The organism is Nocardia sp. NPDC057455 (assembly GCF_042802775.1).
Classification (GTDB): domain Bacteria; phylum Actinomycetota; class Actinomycetes; order Mycobacteriales; family Mycobacteriaceae; genus Nocardia.
Map to the genome: position 1 here is coordinate 1 of NZ_JBHVDM010000117.1, position 19,217 is coordinate 19,217.

Here is a 19,217-nt window from a genome sequence, read left to right on the forward strand (position 1 = left end):
GGCCCGCGCCAGAGCGGCCCGCTCGTTGGCGCGGACCGCCGCGGCGAGGGCGTCGACATCGATCGTGCGGCGCGCGGCCACTTTCGGGGTGGCGCGCGCCGCGGAACCGGCTTCGCTCATTCCGTCGCGGCACCGCTGCCGAGTTCGTGACCGAGTTCGGCACCGAGCTTCTTCAGCAGGTCGATGGCCGCGTCCGCGATCACGGTGCCGGGCGGAAAGATCGCCGCGGCGCCCGCTTGGTAGAGCTCCTCGAAGTCACCGGGCGGGATCACGCCGCCGACGATGACCATGATGTCGGGACGTCCGACATCGGCCAGTGCCTGCCGCAGGGCGGGCACCAGCGTGAGGTGGCCGGCCGCCAGCGAGGACACCCCGACGACGTGCACGTCGTTGTCGGCCGCCTGCTGCGCCACCTCTTCCGGGGTCTGGAACAGCGGGCCCACGTCGACGTCGAAGCCCAGGTCGGCGAAGGCCGTGGCGATCACCTTCTGCCCTCGGTCGTGGCCGTCTTGGCCCATCTTCGCGACGAGGATGCGCGGCCTGCGACCCTCGGCCTCGGCGAATTCCTCGACCAGCTCGCTCGCCTTGGTGATGTTGGTGACCTTTCCTGCCTCGTCTCGGTATACCCCGGAGAGCGTACGGATCTCGGCCTGGTGCCGTCCGTACACCTGCTCCAGCGCATCGGAGATCTCGCCGACGGTGGCCTTGGCCCTGGCCGCGTCGATCGCCAGCGCCAGCAGATTGTTCGCCATGCCGCCCTCGGAGGAGCCCGCGGCGCGGGTCAATTCGGCCAGCGCCCGCCGCACGGCGTCGGGATCGCGCTCGGCGCGCAGCCGCCGCAGCTTGTCGATCTGCTCGGCGCGCACTCGCGAGTTCTCGACCTTGAGGACTTCGACCTGCTGGTCCTCTTCGACTTGATATTTGTTGACGCCGATCACCGGCTGCTGACCGGTGTCGATGCGCGCCTGCGTGCGCGCCGCGGCTTCCTCGATGCGCAGCTTCGGGATGCCTTCACCGATCGCCTGCGCCATGCCGCCGTGCGCCTCGACCTCGGCGATGTGCGCGCGGGCGCGGTCGGCCAGCTGGTGGGTGAGCCACTCGACGTAGTAGGAGCCGCCCCATGGGTCGATCGGGCGGGTGGTATTGGACTCCTGCTGGATCAGCAGCTGGGTGTTGCGGGCGATGCGGGCCGAGAAGTCCGTCGGCAGCGCCAGCGCCTCGTCCAGCGCGTTGGTGTGCAGCGACTGGGTGTGGCCCTGGGTCGCGGCCATCGCCTCGATGCAGGTGCGCGTGACGTTGTTGTAGGCGTCCTGCGCGGTGAGCGACCAGCCGGAGGTCTGCGAGTGAGTGCGCAGCGACAGCGATTTCGCGCTCTTCGGGTCGAACTTCGCGACCAGCTCACTCCACAGCAGGCGCCCGGCACGCAACTTGGCGACCTCCATGAAGAAGTTCATGCCGATGGCCCAGAAGAACGACAGGCGCGGCGCGAACTTGTCGACTTCCATGCCCGCGTCGATGCCCGCGCGGATGTACTCGACACCGTCGGCGAGGGTGTAGGCCAGCTCCAGGTCGGCGGTCGCACCCGCCTCCTGGATGTGGTATCCGGAGATGGAGATCGAGTTGAACTTCGGCATCTTCGCGCTGGTGTAGGCGAAGATGTCGGAGATGATCCGCATCGAGGGCTTCGGCGGGTAGATGTAGGTGTTGCGGACCATGAACTCCTTCAGAATGTCGTTCTGAATGGTTCCGGCCAGCTGCTCGGGGGCGACGCCCTGTTCCTCGGCCGCGACGACGTACAGCGCCAGGATGGGCAGCACCGCGCCGTTCATCGTCATCGAGACGCTGACCTGGTCCAGCGGGATGTGGTCGAACAGCTGGCGCATGTCCAGGATCGAGTCGATGGCGACACCCGCCATGCCGACGTCACCTTGCACGCGCGGGTGATCGGAGTCGTAGCCGCGATGGGTCGCCAGGTCGAATGCCACCGACAGGCCCTTCTGGCCTGCCTGCAGATTGCGCCGGTAGAAGGCGTTCGAATCCGCGGCGGTGGAGAAACCCGCGTACTGGCGGATGGTCCACGGCTGGTTGACGTACATCGTGGGGTACGGTCCGCGCACGAACGGCGCGACACCGGGCACGCTGTCGAGTGGATACCCTTCGGCGGCAACGGCATCCCGGTCGGCCTTGGTGAACACCGGCGGCACATCGATGCCTTCGGGGGTCGACCACACCAGCTGCTCGGGTGCGTACCGGTTGGCCGCCGCTGCCGCGCGCACGTACTCCGTCACCTGCGCCGTGTCCACCCCAGCGGGCTCCGGCGCGCGCTCGGCCAGCGGTACATCGGCGAAACTGCCGATCACGTGCTTGATCTCACGAGTAGTCATCAGGCTCCCACCTTTTCCAGCAGGCCGGACAGCGCGGCGACGGCATCGATGCGCGCGGCGAGGAATCCGTCCGGGCGCTGCGCGTCGTCCAGGTCGGCGACGGCCTTCGCCGAGCCTGCCAGGAGCACCGTCGCCACGCCCGCGGCACGCAGCTGCTGCACCGCCGCGGCGGCTTCGGATCGGTAGCGCGGATCCGACCCGCACAGCACCGCGATCGGCGCCCCGGCCTCGGTGGCCGCCGCGGCGATTCCATCCACCGCGAGCGGCCCGGGATCGATCGACTCGATGCCGCCCGAGGCCAGCAAGTTCGCGATGAAGGTGACGCGCACGTTGTGCTCCGCCACCGAACCGAGCGGCACCAGCAGCGCTTTCGGCCGCGCGCCGTGTTCGGCGAGGTAGGCGTCGGAGCGGTTGCGCAACTGCTCGAACGCGGCACCGTAACGGGCGACCCGGCCGGCCTGCCGCGCCGCCTCGGACAACGGCTGTTCGGCCAGGTTCGGGAATTCGTTCACGCCGGTGACGGCGGTCTTGCGGTGCGCGACATCGGTGTCGCGGGCGGCCTTCGTCTCGGCGACGCGCTCGGCGAGCAGACCGGACTCCAGCGCGGCGGGGTAGCCACCGGCCGCCTCGATCTCCTGGAGGAACTCCCACGCCTTCGCGGCCAGCGCGGCGGTGAGGTCCTCGACGTACCAGGAGCCGGCGCCCGGATCCAGCACGTGGCCGAGGTGCGACTCCTCGAGCAGCAGCAGCTGTGTGTTGCGAGCCATCCGGTCGGCGAACGATTTGGAGACGCCGAGTTCACCGGGCGGCAGAGCGGAGTCGAACGGCAGCACCGTCACGGTGTCGGCGCCCCCGATGCCCGCGCCGAACGCGGCGAGCGTGGTGCGCAGCATGTTCACCCAGGGGTCGCGCTGGCTCATCATGGCGGCCGAGGTGACCGCGTGCTGGGGCGCACCGCCGAAATCCGGCGCACCGCAGACCTGCGCGACCCGCGCCCAGAGCTGCCTGGCGGCACGGAGTTTCGCGATGGTGGCGAATTGATCGTCGGTGGCCGCGAAGCGGAACTCCAGTTGCCCCAGCGCGTCGGCGATGTCCACGCTCTCGGTCAGCGACCGGAGGTAGGCCAGGCCCGCGGCGACGGCCGCGCCCAGTTCCTGCGCGTCGGAAGCGCCCGCGTCGTGGAAGACGGTGCCGTCCACGGTGATCGCGCGAACCGTTTCCGGCCGCCCGGCCGCCTGTCCGGCCAGTGCGACGGCCTCGGCGAGACCGGTATCGGGGACGTCGGCGAAGCGGCTGGTCAAGGGTGCGGCACCGAGGGAGACGCGGATGTCCGCGCGAGCGGGCGCGGCGTAGCCGTCGAGCACCGCGAAGACCTGGGCCGCGGCGTCGGCAACGTCGCCACCCGCGTCCAGCGTGAGCGGGGCCAATTCGAACAGCAGGCCGTTCAGCGCGGTCGGCAGTTGCGCCACCGGCACGCCGCGCTCACCCACGCCGAGCCAGATCGCGCTGATCCCGTTCTCCAGGGCGGCCAGAATGTCCCGGTTGGCCGCGGCGGCGTCGCGCTGGGCGAACTGCGCGCTGACGTACCAGCCCCGGTGCACATCCCGAGTGGCGTCGCGGCCGCGAACGAAGGGGAAGATTCCCGGCAGCGGCTGCTCCGGCAACTCCTCGCGCCGGGTGTAGAGCGGGGCGACGGTCAGCCCGTCATAGGTGGTCTCGTCGAGCAGCCGCTCGGGCTCCTCGGGAAGTTCGCCGACATCGACGCGGCGAGACTTGGCCAGCACCCCGGCAACGCCCTTGCGCCACGCGGCGTATTCGGGCACCGGATCGGCCCCGGAATCTGAAGCAATCGGCATAGCTTGCTGTTCCTCTTCCTCAACACGGGCGCACCGGCAGTGCGCGCCCGATACCCTCACATTCGCCCAGCTCAGCGACTACTTCGGTTAACGGGCATTCGTCCCGTTTCCATTGATGCTAGCGGGCGGATTCCCAGCCGGTTGATCCTGCCCGCCACTACCAACCGGTAACCTGTCGCGGGTGACGAGGCTGATCCGTGACCCGCGTATCGTCGCGCTGATCGTCGGCGCGGTGGCGCTGTTCGGCACGGCGCTGCTCGTTCCGCTGCCGTCGCCCCGTCAGGTGCAGGATTGGGCGACGTCCGTCGGCCCGGTGTTTCCGTTGCTGTTCTTCCTGGTCCATGCACTGGTGACGGTGGCGCCGATCCCACGCACCGTATTCACCGTGAGCGCCGGACTGTTGTTCGGCCCGCTGCTGGGCATCACGCTGGCAGTGAGCGCGACGACCGTCAGCGCGGTGCTGGCGATCCTGCTCGTGCGCACGCTCGATCGCGACCAGGTGGCCGCCCGGCTCACCCATCCCGCGGTGCGCGCGATCGATGAACGTCTCGAGCGCCGGGGCTGGCTGGCGGTGGGTTCGCTGCGACTCATCGCGGCGGTGCCGTTCTCGGTGATCAACTATTGCTGCGGGTTGTCCTCGATCCGGTTCTGGCCCTACTTGATCGCCACGGTGCTCGGCGTACTGCCCGGCACCATCGGGACCGTCATCCTCGGCGACGCGCTCACCGGGACGACCCATCCGGCGATGCTGGCGCTGTCCGGCGTCTGCCTTGCGATCGGCCTGGCCGGTTTGGTCGTCGACGCGCGATGGAAGACCGAGTCACCCGCGCCGCCGCACGCCGCCGAGCCCGTCCCGGCCGCCGACTAGACCCACGCTCAGTCCGCCGTCAATTCCACGGGGACCGCGATCACGTCCACCATGGCTCCGTTGCGCAGCACGGTGACGGGCAGTTGCACGCCGATCGCCTCGGCGAACAGCTGCCGCTGGATTCCCTGAGCGTCACGCACCTCCGACCGCGCCACGCTCAGTACCAGATCGCCGCGGCGCAGCCCGGCCTGGTCGGCGGGGCCGCCGCGGACCACCTCGACGATGCGCACTCCGGCGGTCTGCCCGGTGCGCGCGGCGACCGGCTCGGGCAGCGGCGCGGGCACGCCGACCAAGCCGAGGTACGCGCGCCGGACGCGTCCCTCGGTGTGCAGCGTGCCGATGATCCGTCGCGTCGTCGCATTGATCGGGATGGCCAGGCCGAGCCCGATGCCGGCGACCGCGGTGTTGATGCCGACCACCCGGCCGGCCGAATCCGACAGGGCGCCACCGGAATTACCGGGGTTCAGTGCGGCGTCGGTCTGGATCACGTCCTCGATCACCCGTCCGGCGCGGCGGGAGGCCACCGGAACCGCGCGCCCGAGCGCGCTCACCACGCCCGCCGTCACCGAGCCCGCCAGGCCGAGCGGGCTGCCGACCGCCACCACCAGCTGGCCGACCACCAACCGGTCGGCATCCCCGAGCGGCACCGCGCCCGGCGCGCCATCGCGGGCGCGCAGCACGGCCAGATCCGACAGCGGATCGACCCCCACCACGTCGAACCGAGATTCCACTCCGTCGGCGAAGACCACCTCTCCCCCGCTCGCCACACCGACGACGTGCGCGTTCGCCAACAGAAATCCGTCGTCGGTGAAGACCACCGCCGATCCACTCCCCCGCCTGGTCCGCACACTGGCCACGTGCGGTGTCACCGACGCCGCCACCGCGATCACCGTGCGGGAGTAGGCATCCATCGCGGCGTTGTCCACGCCGACCACCACCCTGTTTGCCGGAATTGCACTCCTGGCGTCCAGGATGCCCTCGCGGACGGGACGACGCACCGTGTTCGCCGCAGGCGCAACCGGGCTGCGGTCTGCCGGGCGTGTCGCGGTAGCGTGAGCCAGCGGTCGCGTGTGCCGGGCCGTCCCGGATCCGGGAACGAGGATCCGGGAGATCGACCCGATCTCGTCGGCGAACGGGCCGGACGCTACGCCGAGGGCACCCGGTCGAGGAAGCCGTGCACACTGGTGATCCGGCCGTCGGCTCCGAGGGTGATCACGTCCGAGCCCGCGACCGGGGCGCTGCCGTCGGCCGTCGAGACCAGCTCCCAGGAGAAGCGGGCGATGTCGTGGTGGCCGTCGACCTCGCCGAGGCGGCGGAACTCGAAGCCGGGGAACTGCGCCTGCACTCCCCCGATGGCCGCCGCCAGCTGGTCGTGCCCGCTCACGTCCGCGAGCGGATCGGTGTATCCGCCGTCCTCGGCCCACGCGGCCGCGACCGCCGTGGCCCTGGCGTCCTCGCCGATGGCATTCCACGCGGCGAAGTACCGATCGACCGCTTCGTCGTAGCGCGACATGATGAATCCTCCTGTGTCGTCATGGTTTTCGTCAGCCGATCCGGGGTTCTCGATCGGCTGACCCCAACCTTGCCGTGCCACGGGCCCCGCGTCGATTACGCGCGAGGTAATGATCGCCGGCAACGAAGCGTGCATACGCGGCCGGGATTCAGCGCAGTAGCCCCTTCTTCCTGAGATAGGCCAGAGGGACCACCGCGGCCACCACCGCCAGCAGAATGGTGATCGAAAGACCGAGCTGCCAGGGCGATTCTGTGATGCCGGTGAGATCCATGCCGTAGCAGGTGGCGATCAGGGTGGGCGGCAAGGAGACCGCGGTGACGACGGCGAACACCCTCACGAAGTCGTTCTGGCGCGCACCCAGCCGGCTGGTCGCGGATTGCTGGAGGTAGCGGGCTTTGTCGTACTCGACGCCCGCGTGCTCCTTCACCCCGTCGATGTCGGCGAGCAGGAGGCCGATCGAATCGCTCAGCTCCCCGTGGGTGGCCGGAGCGTCGGCCACGAGGTGGCGCGCGGTGCGGGCCAGTTGCAGCTGGGTCTCCCGGGTGCGCGCGACGATTCGCGCGGTCGCGTCCAGCCGCGACATGGCGTCGCGCAGGTCGGCGATCTCGGTCCGATCGTGACTCCCGAGTGCCTGCTCGATCTCCTCGTGCAAAGCTTCCAGCGCGTCACCGGCGTGATAGAGCACCCGCTCCGACGCCTCGTTCAGCGCCCACAGCAGCGCGTACATCACTCCGTGCGCGGAGCCGGCCAGCTCCGGGTTGCGGCGCATCTTCGCGACCGCCTTGTCGAAGGGGACGAAATGCTCGGACGGCTGGAGCGTAACGAGGAACTCACCGTCCAAGGCGAAGACGATCGTCACGCGTTCGATGGTCTCGCCGCGCTGGTAGCCGGCGACCACCGGGAGATAGAGGAAGTTGTCGGACTCCCGGACCTGCCTGCGCGCGGCGGTGAAGTCGATGCCGAGCCGTTCCCGGAGCACGGCCGCGGTGTCGGCGTCGTCGGCGGCGAGAGGAATCCAATGCTGCTGCAGCACTTCGGTGTCGAAGTGGTCGGCGGTCACGGCGCTGAGAAAGGTCGTCATCGACTACCGCTGCCCGGGGAAGGAGTGCATGGACGGGGCGGCCTGCTGCTGCGGGCCCTCCGGTTTCCATGAGCGAAGCGATGTTTCGGCTTTCTCGAGCAATCTGGCCATACCGGGACTCCAATACTTACTATCGTGCGGGGGCTGGCGCGCCCCTCCGGGACAGAGGACGCGCACGGGTGGCAGCGATGAGCCGGGACGAGACCTGGTCGCGCCACGGACGAAGGGCCGGCGCATCGGCCGGACCGCAACGCGCCGCCCTTACGCGGTGAAGAGCTGACGAAGGTGGGATTCGATGCCGCGTCGGCCGATCGGGGCGCCGTCGCCCGGCCGCCGATCACGTACGCAGATCAACGACGCGACGGCGCAACCCGTTTCTCGAGGGCGGCCCGGCTGTAGACGTCGATACTGTCAACCGGCATCTGCCGCTCACCTCGCTTCGTTGGTCGACCGGCGCACGAATTGCGCCATCCATCATTAGAAACCCGCCGATCGGGGTACGTCAATCAGTTGCGCAAGTATTCGACAACGCGTCACCCGGTGGAAATCCAGCGGCACGAGCGGACCGGACAACTGGTCCCGCACAGCGGTTTTCGGCCACTACGCCGCGCAGGTGATCAGCCGCGGCCGTGCGGTTGCACAGCCGCACACGGTCGTGCCACCCTACCGACAGCTTTGGAGGCGGACGTGACCCAGCACAGCGAACCCCCGGGCCCCATCCCGGCGGACCGATTACAGGACGCCGCAGCGGTTTTCGGCATGCTCGCGGCCACCGCACGCCTGCAGATACTCTGGCTGCTCGCGCAAGGCGAGCGCGATGTCGGCAGCCTCGCCGCCGCCGCAGGCCACTCCGTGCCCGCCGTGAGCCAGCATTTGGCCAAACTCAAACTCGCCGGACTGGTCCGCGCCCACAAGGACGGCAGGCGCCACGTCTACGCCATCGCCGACCCCCGATATCGCCGACCTCGTCCGCCTGGCCTTCCGCCACCACCACCGCGACTGACCCCGGCTCACTCCGCCACGTTCACTCCGCACCACCGCCTGCCGACCTCAGTGACTCCGGTAGTAGTCGGCGAGGGCGTCGAACGCGGCTTCGGGCTCCTACGGAAGGTCCGGGTAGGTGTCGCCGCGGCGACGCCGCTGCGCCACCAGGCCGTTGCTGAAGTGGTCGGCCGTCCAGCTCGGGTGCCCGGAATGGGGCCGGTTCGGCGCGTCGAACGCTCGTACCGCGGTTTCCGCGCAGCAGGCGGGCTCACCGTTCGCGCAGGACAGCGAACCGATGAGTAACATTCGCCCGCTTCCCGGGGCCCTACCGCGGCGGCGATCACCGAACCCGCCAGTAGGGTTGACCACGGCGTTGCCAGGCCGGATGCTCTTGTTTGGCCGAACAGCTCGAAACCGGACATTCGAACGATCCTCATCGTCGTAGCGCCGAGTTGTGGCGGCGATGACGCCGGTGCGGACCTGCGCCGATGTCCACAACTCGAGGGGAGATTCGCGTGACCTACCGCCTGACCGATATCGATTGCGTGAGTGCACGGGGGCACTCCGCGCTAGGGGGAACCCTGGCGATACAGGCGGTCTGGCGTTACGACCGTCCGGTGGACATGGCGGCGCTGGAGCGTTTCCACGAGGCACTACGGCACGGCAGGCTCGGGAGAGCGGTCTCGCCCGCGATCATCCCGGCCGCCGGCGACCGGTGGACCACCCGCACCGAGTTCAGCCCGCTCGAGGTCGCGCAGGCGCCCATTCCCCCGGGCGATCTGGAGACCTGGATCGCCGAGCAGGGGCACGCCGAGTTGCGCACCTTCGGCGGGCCCGCATGGCGGTTGGCGGTGACTCACCTCGACAACGGGGAAAGCGCGGTGTCGCTGCTGGTTTCGCACACACTCGCGGACGGTCAGGCCTTCTGCGCGGCGGTCACGGACGCGGTCGCGGACAAGCGGCTGGATCTGGCGTACCCCAGCGACGAATTCGGCCGGATGCGCTTGCTGGCCGACGATCTTCGCGCCGCCGCGCGGCGAGCCAGGTCGTTCCCGTCGGCTGCCGGTCTGGCGCTGCGGTTGGCCGTCACCGGACGCGGCGGCAAGTCCGGGCCTTCGGAGGAGGACGCGCGAGACTTCCGCCTGCCGACGGTCACCGCGACGGTCCCGGCGCAGCTCTGGCATGCGGCGGCACGAAGCCGGGGCGGAACCGGCACCACCTTGGCGGTGGCGATGATGGCGACCATCGCCGCGGAAATCGGCCGCACCGACGAATCGGGCCGGGTTCGCATGATGATGCCGGTCAGCACCCGTACCGCCGACGATCTTCGCGCGAACGCGCTGACCTCCATCGCCTTCGAGGTCGATACGCGCGACGGCGAACCGGCCGACCTCGCCCCGCTGCGCGCGGTGATGAAGGAACAGCTCAGTGCCGCCGCGACGAGCGGACAAGATGTCCCACCACTGGTCCCGATCGCGGTGGCGCTGCCGCGCGGGCGGTACGCCGCGCTGGCGCGGCAAGCCGCCACCGACGCCATCTCGACGGTGTGCTCCAGCGTCGGCAAGCTCGACCCCGAGATCCTCCGCATCGACGGCCGCCCGGCCTCGGCGATGATGCTCGGCCTGGTCAATCAGAGCCTGAACTCGCGGACCGTCGTGACCGAGCGCGGCGGCAACCTGTACGTCGCCCTGGTCGAAACCGCGGAGGGAATCACACTGCGCGTCATGGGTTTTCACCCGCCGACGCTACTGGACGCCGAGCGGCTCACCGAGTTGGTGCGGGCCGCGCTCGCCGAGTACGAGCTTCCCGCGACTTTCTGGTAGCGGCGGGGCGTCCTGTCGGCCGACCAGCAGCGCGGGGGCACTACGTGTGCCACCATCCGGGCGAGACACCGGCCATGAGCGTGGCCGCATTCTCGGACTGGACATCGCGGACACCCGTCATCGTCGTTCCCGCGGCGCGGGTGGCCGAACTCGCCGGATCGCGGTCCGCCGCCCCGCGGGCGAGGCCAGGCTTGCGAACGATTGATACCGGACCGGCGGGTGCCGACACGCGGCCGCTTGTCACCGCGATGTGGCACGATCTGGGGAGTGACCAGCAGACCCGCCGCGACGCAGCACCTGCACGATCTCGCTCGGCTGCGCCGCGTCCGCGACCGCATCGACCGGGAGTACGCGCAGCCGCTGGACGTGGAGGCGCTCGCGCGTGACGCGCACATGTCGGCCGGGCACCTCAGCCGCCGGTTCCGGCTCGCCTACGGCGAGTCGCCGTACGCCTATCTGATGACGCGGCGCATCGAACGCGCGATGTCGCTGCTGCGCCGAGGCGACCTCAGCGTCACCGAGGTCTGTTTCGCGGTCGGCTGCTCGTCGCTGGGCACCTTCAGCACGCGCTTCACCGAGTTGGTCGGCGTGCCGCCCAGCGTCTATCGGCGCGACGCCGCGCGCGCGACGGCGGGGATGCCGTCGTGCGTGGCGAAACAGGTGACCAGACCGATCAGGAATCGAGAAGCGCCGGTTACCGAGCCGCAATTAGCCTGACTGCCATGGACATCACCATTCACGCGAGCTTCCTGCCGCACGACGACCCGGACGCAGCCCTCGCCTTCTATCGAGACCTTCTCGGCTTCGAGGTCCGCAACGACGTCGGATACGAAGGGATGCGCTGGCTCACAGTCGGCCCCGTCGACCAGCCCGGAACGTCCATCGTTCTGCATCCGCCGGGCGCCGACCCGGGCATCACCGACGACGAGCGCCGCACCATCACCGAGATGATGGCCAAGGGCACCTACGGCGGCATCCTCTTGGCAACCAAAGATCTCGATGGGGCCTTCGATCGGCTGGTGGCCGGCGACGCGGAGATCGTCCAAGAGCCGACCGAGCAGCCGTACGGGGTTCGCGACTGCGCCGTTCGCGATCCCGCGGGCAACCTGATCCGCATCCAGCAACTGCGCTGAGCGCCCCGCGATAGCCACCGTCGCACCGAGCAGCAGGCCACCCGCGACGAAGATGCCCGGGTACCGGCGACTCGGTGGGCGGTGCGCCGACATCGCAGCCGCTGCCTTCGCCCACCGACGGCCGGTAGCCGGCTCACGACCGGTCCATCGCAGCAGAAGGCCGCGAGCCGCCGCCCGGCCCGACGCCTCGGACCGGGCGCGTCGGCAAACACACAGACGGATCGGTCGGACTGGTTGAATCGAGCCAGGCGACGCCGAAACCGGACCGCGCACGCGGCCCCGCCCGACAGAGGGAGACACGATGAGCACGGCCACGACGACGGACACGCAGTCGCCCACGCTGCACGCTGCCGACAGCCACGATCTGATCCGCGTGCACGGCGCGCGCGAGAACAACTTGAAGGATGTCAGCATCGAGATCCCGAAGCGGCGGCTGACGGTGTTCACCGGCGTCTCCGGCTCGGGTAAGAGCTCCCTGGTGTTCAGCACCATCGCCGCGGAGTCGCAGCGGCTGATCAACGAGACCTACAGCGCGTTCGTCCAGGGCTTCATGCCGACGCTGGCACGACCCGAGGTCGACGTGCTGGAGGGGCTGACCACCGCGATCATCGTCGACCAGCAACGTATGGGCTCCGACCCGCGCTCCACGGTCGGCACCGCCACCGATGCCAACGCCATGCTGCGCATTCTCTTCAGTCGGCTCGGGAAGCCGCACATCGGCTCGCCGCAGGCGTTCTCCTTCAACGTCGCCTCGATCAGCGGGGCGGGGGCGGTCACGACCGAGCGCGCCGGAAGGACCGTGAGGGAGCGCCGCAGCTTCAACATCACCGGCGGCATGTGCCCGAGGTGCGAAGGCAGGGGCTCGGTGTCCGATATCGACCTCACTCAGCTCTATGACGATTCCAAGTCGCTCACGGAGGGCGCTTTCACCATTCCCGGCTGGAAGTCGGACAGCTTTTGGACGGTGCGGGTCTACGCGGAGTCCGGCTTCGTCGACCCGAACAAGCCGATCCGCAAGTACACCAAGAAGGAGATGCAGGACTTCCTGTACAAGGAGCCGACCAAGGTGAAGGTAGAGGGCGTCAACCTCACCTACGAAGGGCTGATTCCCAAGATCCAGAAGTCGTTCCTGTCCAAGGACCGGGAGGCGATGCAGCCGCACATCCGGGCTTTCGTGGACCGGGCGGTCACCTTCACCGTCTGTCCCGAGTGCGATGGCACCCGACTGAGCGAAGCGGCTCGATCGTCGAAGATCGAGGGCATCAGCATCGCCGACGCCTGCGCGATGCAGATCAGCGACCTCGCCGAATGGGTCGGCGGTCTCGACGAGCCGTCGGTGGCGCCGCTGCTGGCCGCGCTGCGGCACACCCTCGACTCGTTCGTGGAGATCGGGCTGGGCTATCTTTCGCTCGACCGGCCCTCGGGCACCCTGTCGGGCGGTGAGGCCCAGCGCACCAAGATGATTCGCCACCTCGGCTCCTCGCTCACCGATGTCACCTACGTCTTCGACGAGCCGACCATCGGCCTGCACCCTCATGACATCCAGCGGATGAACGATCTGCTGTTGCGGCTGCGGGACAAGGGCAACACGGTGCTCGTCGTGGAGCACAAGCCGGAGGCGATCGCGATCGCCGACCACGTCGTCGACCTCGGCCCCGGTGCCGGTGCGGCGGGCGGCACCGTCTGCTTCGAGGGCAGCATCGACGGGCTGCGGGCCAGCGGAACCGTCACCGGCCGCCATTTCGACGACCGGGCCGCCCTCAAGGAGTCGGTGCGCAAGCCCACGGGCACGCTCGAGATCCGCGGTGCGAAGGCGAACAACCTGCGCGACGTCGACGTCGACATTCCGCTGGGCGTGCTGGTTACGGTCACCGGTGTGGCCGGGTCAGGCAAGAGCTCGCTGCTGCACGGGTCCATGCCCGTGAGCGAGGGTGTGGTGTCGGTGGACCAGGCGCCCATCCGCGGCTCGCGGCGCAGCAACCCGGCGACCTACACCGGATTGCTCGACCCGATCCGCAAGGCGTTCGCGAAGGCCAACGGCGTGAAGCCGGCGCTGTTCAGCGCCAACTCCGAGGGAGCCTGCCCCACCTGCAACGGCGCGGGCGTCGTCTACACCGACCTGGCGATGATGGCCGGCGTCGCCACCCCCTGCGAAGAGTGCGAGGGGAAGCGGTACCAGGCATCGGTGCTGGAATATCACCTCGGCGGCCGCGACATCAGTGAGGTGCTCGCTATGTCGGTGCTCGAGGCGCAGGAGTTTTTCGGTGACGGTGCGGCGCGCACACCGGCCGCGCACGCCGTCCTCGGCCGGCTCGCCGACGTCGGGCTGGGTTACCTCAGCCTCGGCCAGCCGCTCACCACGCTCTCCGGCGGCGAGCGGCAGCGGCTCAAACTGGCCACCCACATGGCCGACAAGGGCGGCGTCTACATCCTCGACGAGCCGACCACCGGCCTGCACCTCGCCGACGTCGAACAACTGCTGGGCCTGCTCGACCGGCTCGTCGACTCCGGCAAGTCGGTCATAGTCATCGAACACCACCAGGCGGTCATGGCGCATGCCGACTGGATCATCGACCTCGGCCCCGGCGCCGGGCACGACGGCGGCCGGGTCGTCTTCGAGGGCACTCCCGCCGACCTCGTCGCCGCCCGCTCCACCCTCACCGGCGAGCACCTCGCCGCCTACGTGGGCGCCTGAGCGAGGACGGCGCGAGAGGATCCGTGGCAGACCCCCAGCGGCCAGGGATCCTCTCGCGGAAACGTCAGTTCCAGTTATCGATCTTGACGTCGTAGGGCTCCGGCGCGCCTTTGCCGGTTTCGATCAGCGATTTCAGGCTCAGCAGAAAGACCGCCCACTTGGTGCTGCAGTGATACATGGATTCCACCGGTTCCTTCCAGCCCTGATGCTCGAACAGAACGATGGCGTAGTCGTCGGCCTGAGCGAGATTCCAGTGCAGCTGCGTGCCGACCCAGTCTTCGGGTCCGTCGATCACTTCCCACCGCACGCGCTCGCCCGGATCGAGTTCGACGACCTTCATGTCGAATCCACCGGCGCCGAAACGGAATTCGAGCACACCACCGACGTCACCGCCTTTGCCTCTGGTGTCGATCGTCCACCAGCCCGCCAGCCCTTCGGTGGTGGTCAAGGCCGCGTACACGTCGTCCACCGAGGATTTGATTCCGACCCTGTGCAGGATGTCCACCATTTCGTCACTTCTTTCCGATGTCGATTGTCGTTGCGTCACGAATTCACTGCTGGTCTTGCCCGCGCTGAATCGCCTCGGCGATCCGCTTGATACGACGCAGCCTGGCGTCCCATGCCGCCCCCACCGCGGACAGCTGCGCGACCGCGCGGGCCAGTTGCGCCTCGTCCACCCGGTACCGCCGCTCCCGCCCGGCGGGTGCGGCGTGCACCAAGCCGACGCGGTCGAGCACGCCGAGATGTTTCGCGACCGCCTGCCGCGTGACGGGCAGTTGCGCACTGAGACCGGTGGCGGTGCCGCCGCCCTCCGCGAGGAGCAGGTCGAGCATCCGCCGACGGGTCGGATCGCCGACCGCGGACCACAGGTCGTCGTCTACGGCGGCGGTCACGGGGTCGACACCAGCCGAGCGATGTACTCCCCCAGCCGGGGAACGTAGGTGTCCCAGCCCACGGTGTGCTCGCGATACTGCTGCGCCGACTTCGCGGCCGCCCAGCCCATCTCCCGGAATCCGGTCTCGGTGAGCCGGATCGTGGTACCCGCGCCCGACGCAACGAGTTCGAAGGTGACCAGCAGCGACCCCGCGGAGGCGTCGACCTCGCCGTCGGGGTAGCACCAGCGGAACGAGAACACCCGAGGCGGCTCGGCGTTCACCACGGTGATCGCAGCGACCTGCGCACGGTCACCCCAGACGAGTTCACCGACCGCGCCGGGCGTCACGTCGAACTCGGCGTCGTCGGTCCACCACTGCGAGATGTGCTCCGGGCTGCTGACGACCTCGAAGACCACCTCGGGTGCGGCGTCGACGTAGATCTCCCGTTCGATGCTGCCGTACTCCATACTCGCCACCCTTTCGTCATGTGCAACATTTGGTTGCACATGACGCTAGCCCGCCGGCCGCTACGGCGCAACCATTGGTTGCATATTGCTCGGCATCGTCCACCGCGAACTATTGAATGCGACATCTGCGACATTTACTGTATTTTCGTCGCACAAGAACGAGAGGGGTCGACGATGACCGCACACCTGGAACCCGTGCACGGCGAGGCCACGGAAGAAGACCCGCGGCTCGGACCCGGCACACTGCTGTGGCGTTACCTCGGTGACCTGCGGTTGTTCCTGGTCGCCGCGCCGTACGGCATGCTCGAGCTGATGCACCCCGCGGTCGGGGCGGGCGTCACCGGGCACTCCGATTTCTTCGGCGATCCCTGGGACCGGGTCTTGCGCTCGATCCCGGAGATCATCGGCACCGTCTACGACCCGATCGAACGCGGCACCGGCACTCGGGTCCGTGACTATCACCGCAACATCCGGGGCACCGATGCGCACGGGAAGCGGTATCACGCACTCGAGCCCGACACCTACTACTGGACGCACGCCACGATGGTGCAAGCGACGATCGACATCGCCGACGTTTTCGGCGACGGCCTGACCACGACCGAACGCGAGCAGCTGTACCAGGAGACCACGACTTGGTTTCGGCGATACGGCGTGAGCGACCGGCCGATGCCCACCGATTATGCCGCTTTCCAGCAGTATTTCGACGACGTCTGCCGCGACGTCCTGGAAGCCACGCAGTCGGCACGATGGTTGACCGAGCGGCTGCGATTCACCAGCGACATGCGACTGCCGTATCTGCCGCAACCGGTCGAACGGGTGCTCCGGCCGGTGATCATGTCCGAATACCGGGTGCTCACCGCCGCGCTGCTGCCCGAGCCGGCCCGGGAGAAACTCGGCCTGCGCTACAGCAGAATCGACCAGGCGCATTTCCGCGCCGTCGCCGCCTTGATCCGCAACGCTTGGCCGCTGATCCCCGAACCGCTGCGCTTCCACCCCCGGGCGCGCGCGGGTATGCGGCACGCCCGCGCCCTCGGGCAGGATTAGGGGCATGCGCAGTGCCCGGCAGACGACCGCCTTCGATGTCGACCAGCTCGCCGCCGACATCGAAGGCGACCCACAGGCCGTCCGGATCGTCGACGCTGCCCTGGCGGAGTTTCGCGACCACGGCATCGATCGCGTCCGCATGGAACACATCGCCCGCCGCGCGGGCCTGCACCGCGCCACCGTCTACCGGGCCTTTCCCAATAAGGACCTCCTCGTCACCACCGCGCTGACCGTGTGGCTGCGGCGGGTGTTGTCCGGGATCAGTACTGCCGTCGCCGACCACACCGATGTCCGAGACCGCGCCGCCGAGGGCTTCGCCATCGCCCTGCGCACCCTGCGCACCGACCCACTCACCAACCGCATCCTGCTCGCCGACGATGGTGGCCAGCCCTTCGTGATCACCTACGGCGCAACACTTCTCGCCGCGGCGCGCGCGTTCTTCGCCGAACAACTCCGCCGAGCCGACGACCTCGGCGACATCGACCCCGACGCGTCCGCCGAGATCGCCGCGCGCCTGTCGCTCACCCTGCTGCTCATCCCGGACAGCTACTTCTCCCTCGCGACCGATGAGGACGCCCGCCTCTTCGCCCGCCGCCACCTCATTCCCACCGCCATTCGATAGCGCCGGACAGCCGATACAGCCGCGCGGTCCGTACCGGCGTCCGTCTGCGCGCCGGCCACAACGAGCGTGCCGTGTTACCGAATGCCATTATCGGCCAGCGGGATCCACAACAGCATGGGGATGTTCAGCAATCGCACTCTCGACGGCCGCCGCGGATTCCGCGACGCGCCCGGAATCCGAAATCGCCGCATCGGACGGTGCGCGGATGCCGGGCGCTCTCCGATCCGGGGACGAGAACATGTCGTGCGGAGACATGATCGGCGCCTTCGCCGCGGCGGCGCGCACGCGCGTTACGAGACACCCCCCAGGCATGCCAGCGACACCGCTGTGACCCCTTGCCGTACCTGATCAGTGGTCCCGGGGTGCGTGTAGTAGTCGATCCAGAACAAATCCGCGCCACGGCGGATCACCGCCGATCCGTACGCCGTGCCGCCCTCGCCCTCGGCACTGTAGGCGCTGCAAGCATCGTCCCCGAGACCGCGATCGCTCTGGAATCGACCGGCCGCCGCGGTGTTCCGACAGGAGGAAGCCAGGGCGGCGGCGGCTCGGTCGGCGCCGGAGTCCCACCCCACCTGGCCGTGGCGCAGCACGCGCACGTCCAGGAGGCCGTACGCGTCAGAGCCGAAGGGACGGCTTTGCCCGGTCCGGAAGGAGCACGCTGCGTCCGGTCCGGAGGAGTAGCTCCCGCCGGGCAGAGGGACGCCGTGGGGCACCAGCTGCTCGAACAAAGCGGGTCCGATCGCCACGCAGAGGTCCGCCGGGGCGGCGGCGGCAGGATGGGCTCGTTCGGATCTGGCCTGAAGTGCCAGGTACGCGGCGAATCCCAGTATGACGAGAATCCAGATGCCCAGGGGGAACAGGCAGCCCCACCGGCGGCTCACGTTCACTGCTCTCCAGGTGTGGCGGAACGCTCCGCGCGACCGGACAGCCCCTGGGTTGTCCGCCGAGTCACCCGACCTGATCCGGGATCGCCGGACTCGGTGTCACCGTGCGGCCGTCGCCGCCGAGAGTGAAGGTGATCACGACCGGCCCACCGGAGGGGCAGCAGTTCGCGTCACGGCCCTCCAGCCACCGGTACTGCACCTGCACAGCGCGTTCGGTCGAACCGACTACCGTCGTGTAGGACGTCGCTTTCGCGGTCGCCGTGCCGAGATAGCGGTCCTGGTCGAAAAACAACACGTGCCAAGGGGAACTCGCCGTTCCGCCGGGTGTCGCGGCCAGCACCCACAGCAGGTCGGGGCAGGCCCCGGCGGGCGCGTTCGTGGCACTGTCCACGACATACGGCGTGCCGCCCGGCGCGGGCCCCAACGAGTTCATCGCGGCCACGACCACGCTCGACCCAGGGTCGATACATCGCCCGTTTCCGCTGGTAGCAGGGAGTTTCGCGGGCGCAACCGCAGTGCTGGTGACACCGCCCTGCGCTGGCGCTGTCCGAGTGGCTTCGACGGTAGACCGGCCGGGTTCGTTCGTTCCGGTCGCCGGCGCATCCGATCCGCCCTGACAACCTCCGACAGCCGAGCTCACCGCGATCGCCGTCACCACCGCGCCGATGATCGTCTTCATTCGCCTCCCTTTCGAATTCCCGACAACTGGAAGTCGGTATCAGGCGGACGCCGTTACATCCCGCATTTTCGGGGCATGTGTTCGGCATGATCGCCATCTCTGCCCGGTCCCGGAGGCCACTTGCCGTCGAATGCCGTGTGACACCGTGTTTCGCGAGGTCTGCGCGGTGATCGGTAGTGTCGAGCGGGTGAGTAGCTGGGTGCGCCGGAAGTTTCACGGTATCGGACGAATCGATCGAGCGATCGGGGGCGCGGTCGCCGAACTGCCTGCTTCGGCGATCGACCACGGACTGTTGCGGATCACCAACAG

18 protein-coding genes are annotated in these 19,217 nt (G+C 68.9%); 8 read left to right on the forward strand and 10 right to left on the reverse strand.

Features of this window, described 5'->3' with window-relative positions; all coding sequences use genetic code 11:
- Positions 1-116 precede the first annotated feature (116 nt).
- Together scpA and ACFU5M_RS30870 are read right to left on the reverse strand one after the other, a co-directional pair.
- Positions 117-2,384 (reverse strand): methylmalonyl-CoA mutase, encoded by a 2,268-nt coding sequence (gene scpA / locus ACFU5M_RS30865; protein WP_379054458.1) that lies wholly within the window; start codon positions 2,382-2,384, stop codon positions 117-119.
- Complete coding sequence (locus ACFU5M_RS30870; RefSeq protein WP_379054460.1) at positions 2,384-4,240, reverse strand: methylmalonyl-CoA mutase family protein; 1,857 nt, start codon at positions 4,238-4,240, stop codon at positions 2,384-2,386. Before ACFU5M_RS30870 ends, scpA begins: the two co-directional genes overlap by 1 nt.
- A 181-nt stretch (positions 4,241-4,421) precedes the next feature.
- Between ACFU5M_RS30870 and ACFU5M_RS30875 the strand changes: the two genes are divergently transcribed.
- Positions 4,422-5,108 carry a TVP38/TMEM64 family protein gene (locus tag ACFU5M_RS30875; protein WP_379054462.1) on the forward strand — a complete coding sequence of 229 codons (687 nt, stop codon included), beginning with the start codon at positions 4,422-4,424 and terminating at the stop codon, positions 5,106-5,108.
- 8 nt (positions 5,109-5,116) lie between these two features.
- Here the strand turns inward: ACFU5M_RS30875 and ACFU5M_RS30880 are convergent, their stop codons facing one another.
- The 3 genes from ACFU5M_RS30880 to ACFU5M_RS30890 all read right to left on the reverse strand — a co-directional run bounded on the left by ACFU5M_RS30880 (position 5,117) and on the right by ACFU5M_RS30890 (position 7,702).
- Entirely contained in the window at positions 5,117-6,019 is a 903-nt protein-coding gene (locus ACFU5M_RS30880) for a S1C family serine protease (protein ID WP_379054493.1), read from the reverse strand.
- Between the two features lie 233 nt (positions 6,020-6,252).
- Positions 6,253-6,621 carry a nuclear transport factor 2 family protein gene (locus tag ACFU5M_RS30885; protein ID WP_379054464.1) on the reverse strand — a complete coding sequence of 123 codons (369 nt, stop codon included), beginning with the start codon at positions 6,619-6,621 and terminating at the stop codon, positions 6,253-6,255.
- 148 nt (positions 6,622-6,769) lie between these two features.
- The gene (locus ACFU5M_RS30890; protein ID WP_379054467.1) at positions 6,770-7,702 is read right to left on the reverse strand and encodes a CorA family divalent cation transporter; all 933 of its coding nucleotides are present in this window, start codon (positions 7,700-7,702) and stop codon (positions 6,770-6,772) included.
- 687 nt (positions 7,703-8,389) lie between these two features.
- Between ACFU5M_RS30890 and ACFU5M_RS30895 the strand changes: the two genes are divergently transcribed.
- The 5 genes from ACFU5M_RS30895 to ACFU5M_RS30915 all read left to right on the forward strand — a co-directional run bounded on the left by ACFU5M_RS30895 (position 8,390) and on the right by ACFU5M_RS30915 (position 14,337).
- Entirely contained in the window at positions 8,390-8,989 is a 600-nt protein-coding gene (locus tag ACFU5M_RS30895; protein WP_379054469.1) for an ArsR/SmtB family transcription factor, read from the forward strand.
- 212 nt (positions 8,990-9,201) lie between these two features.
- Complete coding sequence (locus ACFU5M_RS30900; protein WP_379054471.1) at positions 9,202-10,509, forward strand: hypothetical protein; 1,308 nt, start codon at positions 9,202-9,204, stop codon at positions 10,507-10,509.
- A 267-nt stretch (positions 10,510-10,776) separates the two neighbouring features.
- On the forward strand, positions 10,777-11,226 hold the full coding sequence (locus ACFU5M_RS30905; protein ID WP_379054473.1) for a helix-turn-helix transcriptional regulator: 450 nt from the start codon (positions 10,777-10,779) through the stop codon (positions 11,224-11,226).
- 5 nt (positions 11,227-11,231) lie between these two features.
- The gene (locus ACFU5M_RS30910) at positions 11,232-11,642 is read left to right on the forward strand and encodes a VOC family protein (RefSeq protein WP_379054475.1); all 411 of its coding nucleotides are present in this window, start codon (positions 11,232-11,234) and stop codon (positions 11,640-11,642) included.
- 301 nt (positions 11,643-11,943) lie between these two features.
- Positions 11,944-14,337 (forward strand): ATP-binding cassette domain-containing protein, encoded by a 2,394-nt coding sequence (locus ACFU5M_RS30915; RefSeq protein ID WP_379054477.1) that lies wholly within the window; start codon positions 11,944-11,946, stop codon positions 14,335-14,337.
- A 64-nt stretch (positions 14,338-14,401) separates the two neighbouring features.
- Here ACFU5M_RS30915 and ACFU5M_RS30920 read toward each other — a convergent pair whose 3' ends face one another.
- Genes ACFU5M_RS30920 through ACFU5M_RS30930 form a run of 3 tightly spaced genes read right to left on the reverse strand, consistent with a single transcriptional unit; the run spans position 14,402 to position 15,679 of the window.
- Positions 14,402-14,845, reverse strand: coding sequence for an SRPBCC domain-containing protein (locus ACFU5M_RS30920; RefSeq protein ID WP_379054479.1), 444 nt, complete (start codon positions 14,843-14,845; stop codon positions 14,402-14,404).
- Between the two features lie 43 nt (positions 14,846-14,888).
- Entirely contained in the window at positions 14,889-15,230 is a 342-nt protein-coding gene (locus ACFU5M_RS30925; protein ID WP_379054481.1) for an ArsR/SmtB family transcription factor, read from the reverse strand.
- Positions 15,227-15,679, reverse strand: a complete 453-nt coding sequence (locus ACFU5M_RS30930) for an SRPBCC domain-containing protein (RefSeq protein ID WP_379054483.1) — start codon at positions 15,677-15,679, stop codon at positions 15,227-15,229. The genes ACFU5M_RS30925 and ACFU5M_RS30930 overlap by 4 nt, the downstream gene beginning before the upstream one ends.
- Positions 15,680-15,853: 174 nt before the next feature.
- Here ACFU5M_RS30930 and ACFU5M_RS30935 point away from each other — a divergent pair, with 174 nt between their 5' ends.
- Both ACFU5M_RS30935 and ACFU5M_RS30940 read left to right on the forward strand, forming a co-directional pair.
- Positions 15,854-16,723, forward strand: coding sequence for an oxygenase MpaB family protein (locus tag ACFU5M_RS30935; protein ID WP_379054485.1), 870 nt, complete (start codon positions 15,854-15,856; stop codon positions 16,721-16,723).
- A gap of 4 nt (positions 16,724-16,727) precedes the next feature.
- Complete coding sequence (locus ACFU5M_RS30940) at positions 16,728-17,345, forward strand: TetR/AcrR family transcriptional regulator (protein ID WP_379054487.1); 618 nt, start codon at positions 16,728-16,730, stop codon at positions 17,343-17,345.
- Between the two features lie 290 nt (positions 17,346-17,635).
- On the opposite strand, the gene ACFU5M_RS30945 is transcribed toward ACFU5M_RS30940, so the two are convergent.
- Both ACFU5M_RS30945 and ACFU5M_RS30950 read right to left on the reverse strand, forming a co-directional pair.
- Complete coding sequence (locus tag ACFU5M_RS30945) at positions 17,636-18,226, reverse strand: hypothetical protein (protein WP_379054489.1); 591 nt, start codon at positions 18,224-18,226, stop codon at positions 17,636-17,638.
- 67 nt (positions 18,227-18,293) lie between these two features.
- The gene (locus ACFU5M_RS30950; protein ID WP_379054491.1) at positions 18,294-18,662 is read right to left on the reverse strand and encodes an LppP/LprE family lipoprotein; all 369 of its coding nucleotides are present in this window, start codon (positions 18,660-18,662) and stop codon (positions 18,294-18,296) included.
- Positions 18,663-19,217 lie beyond the last annotated feature (555 nt).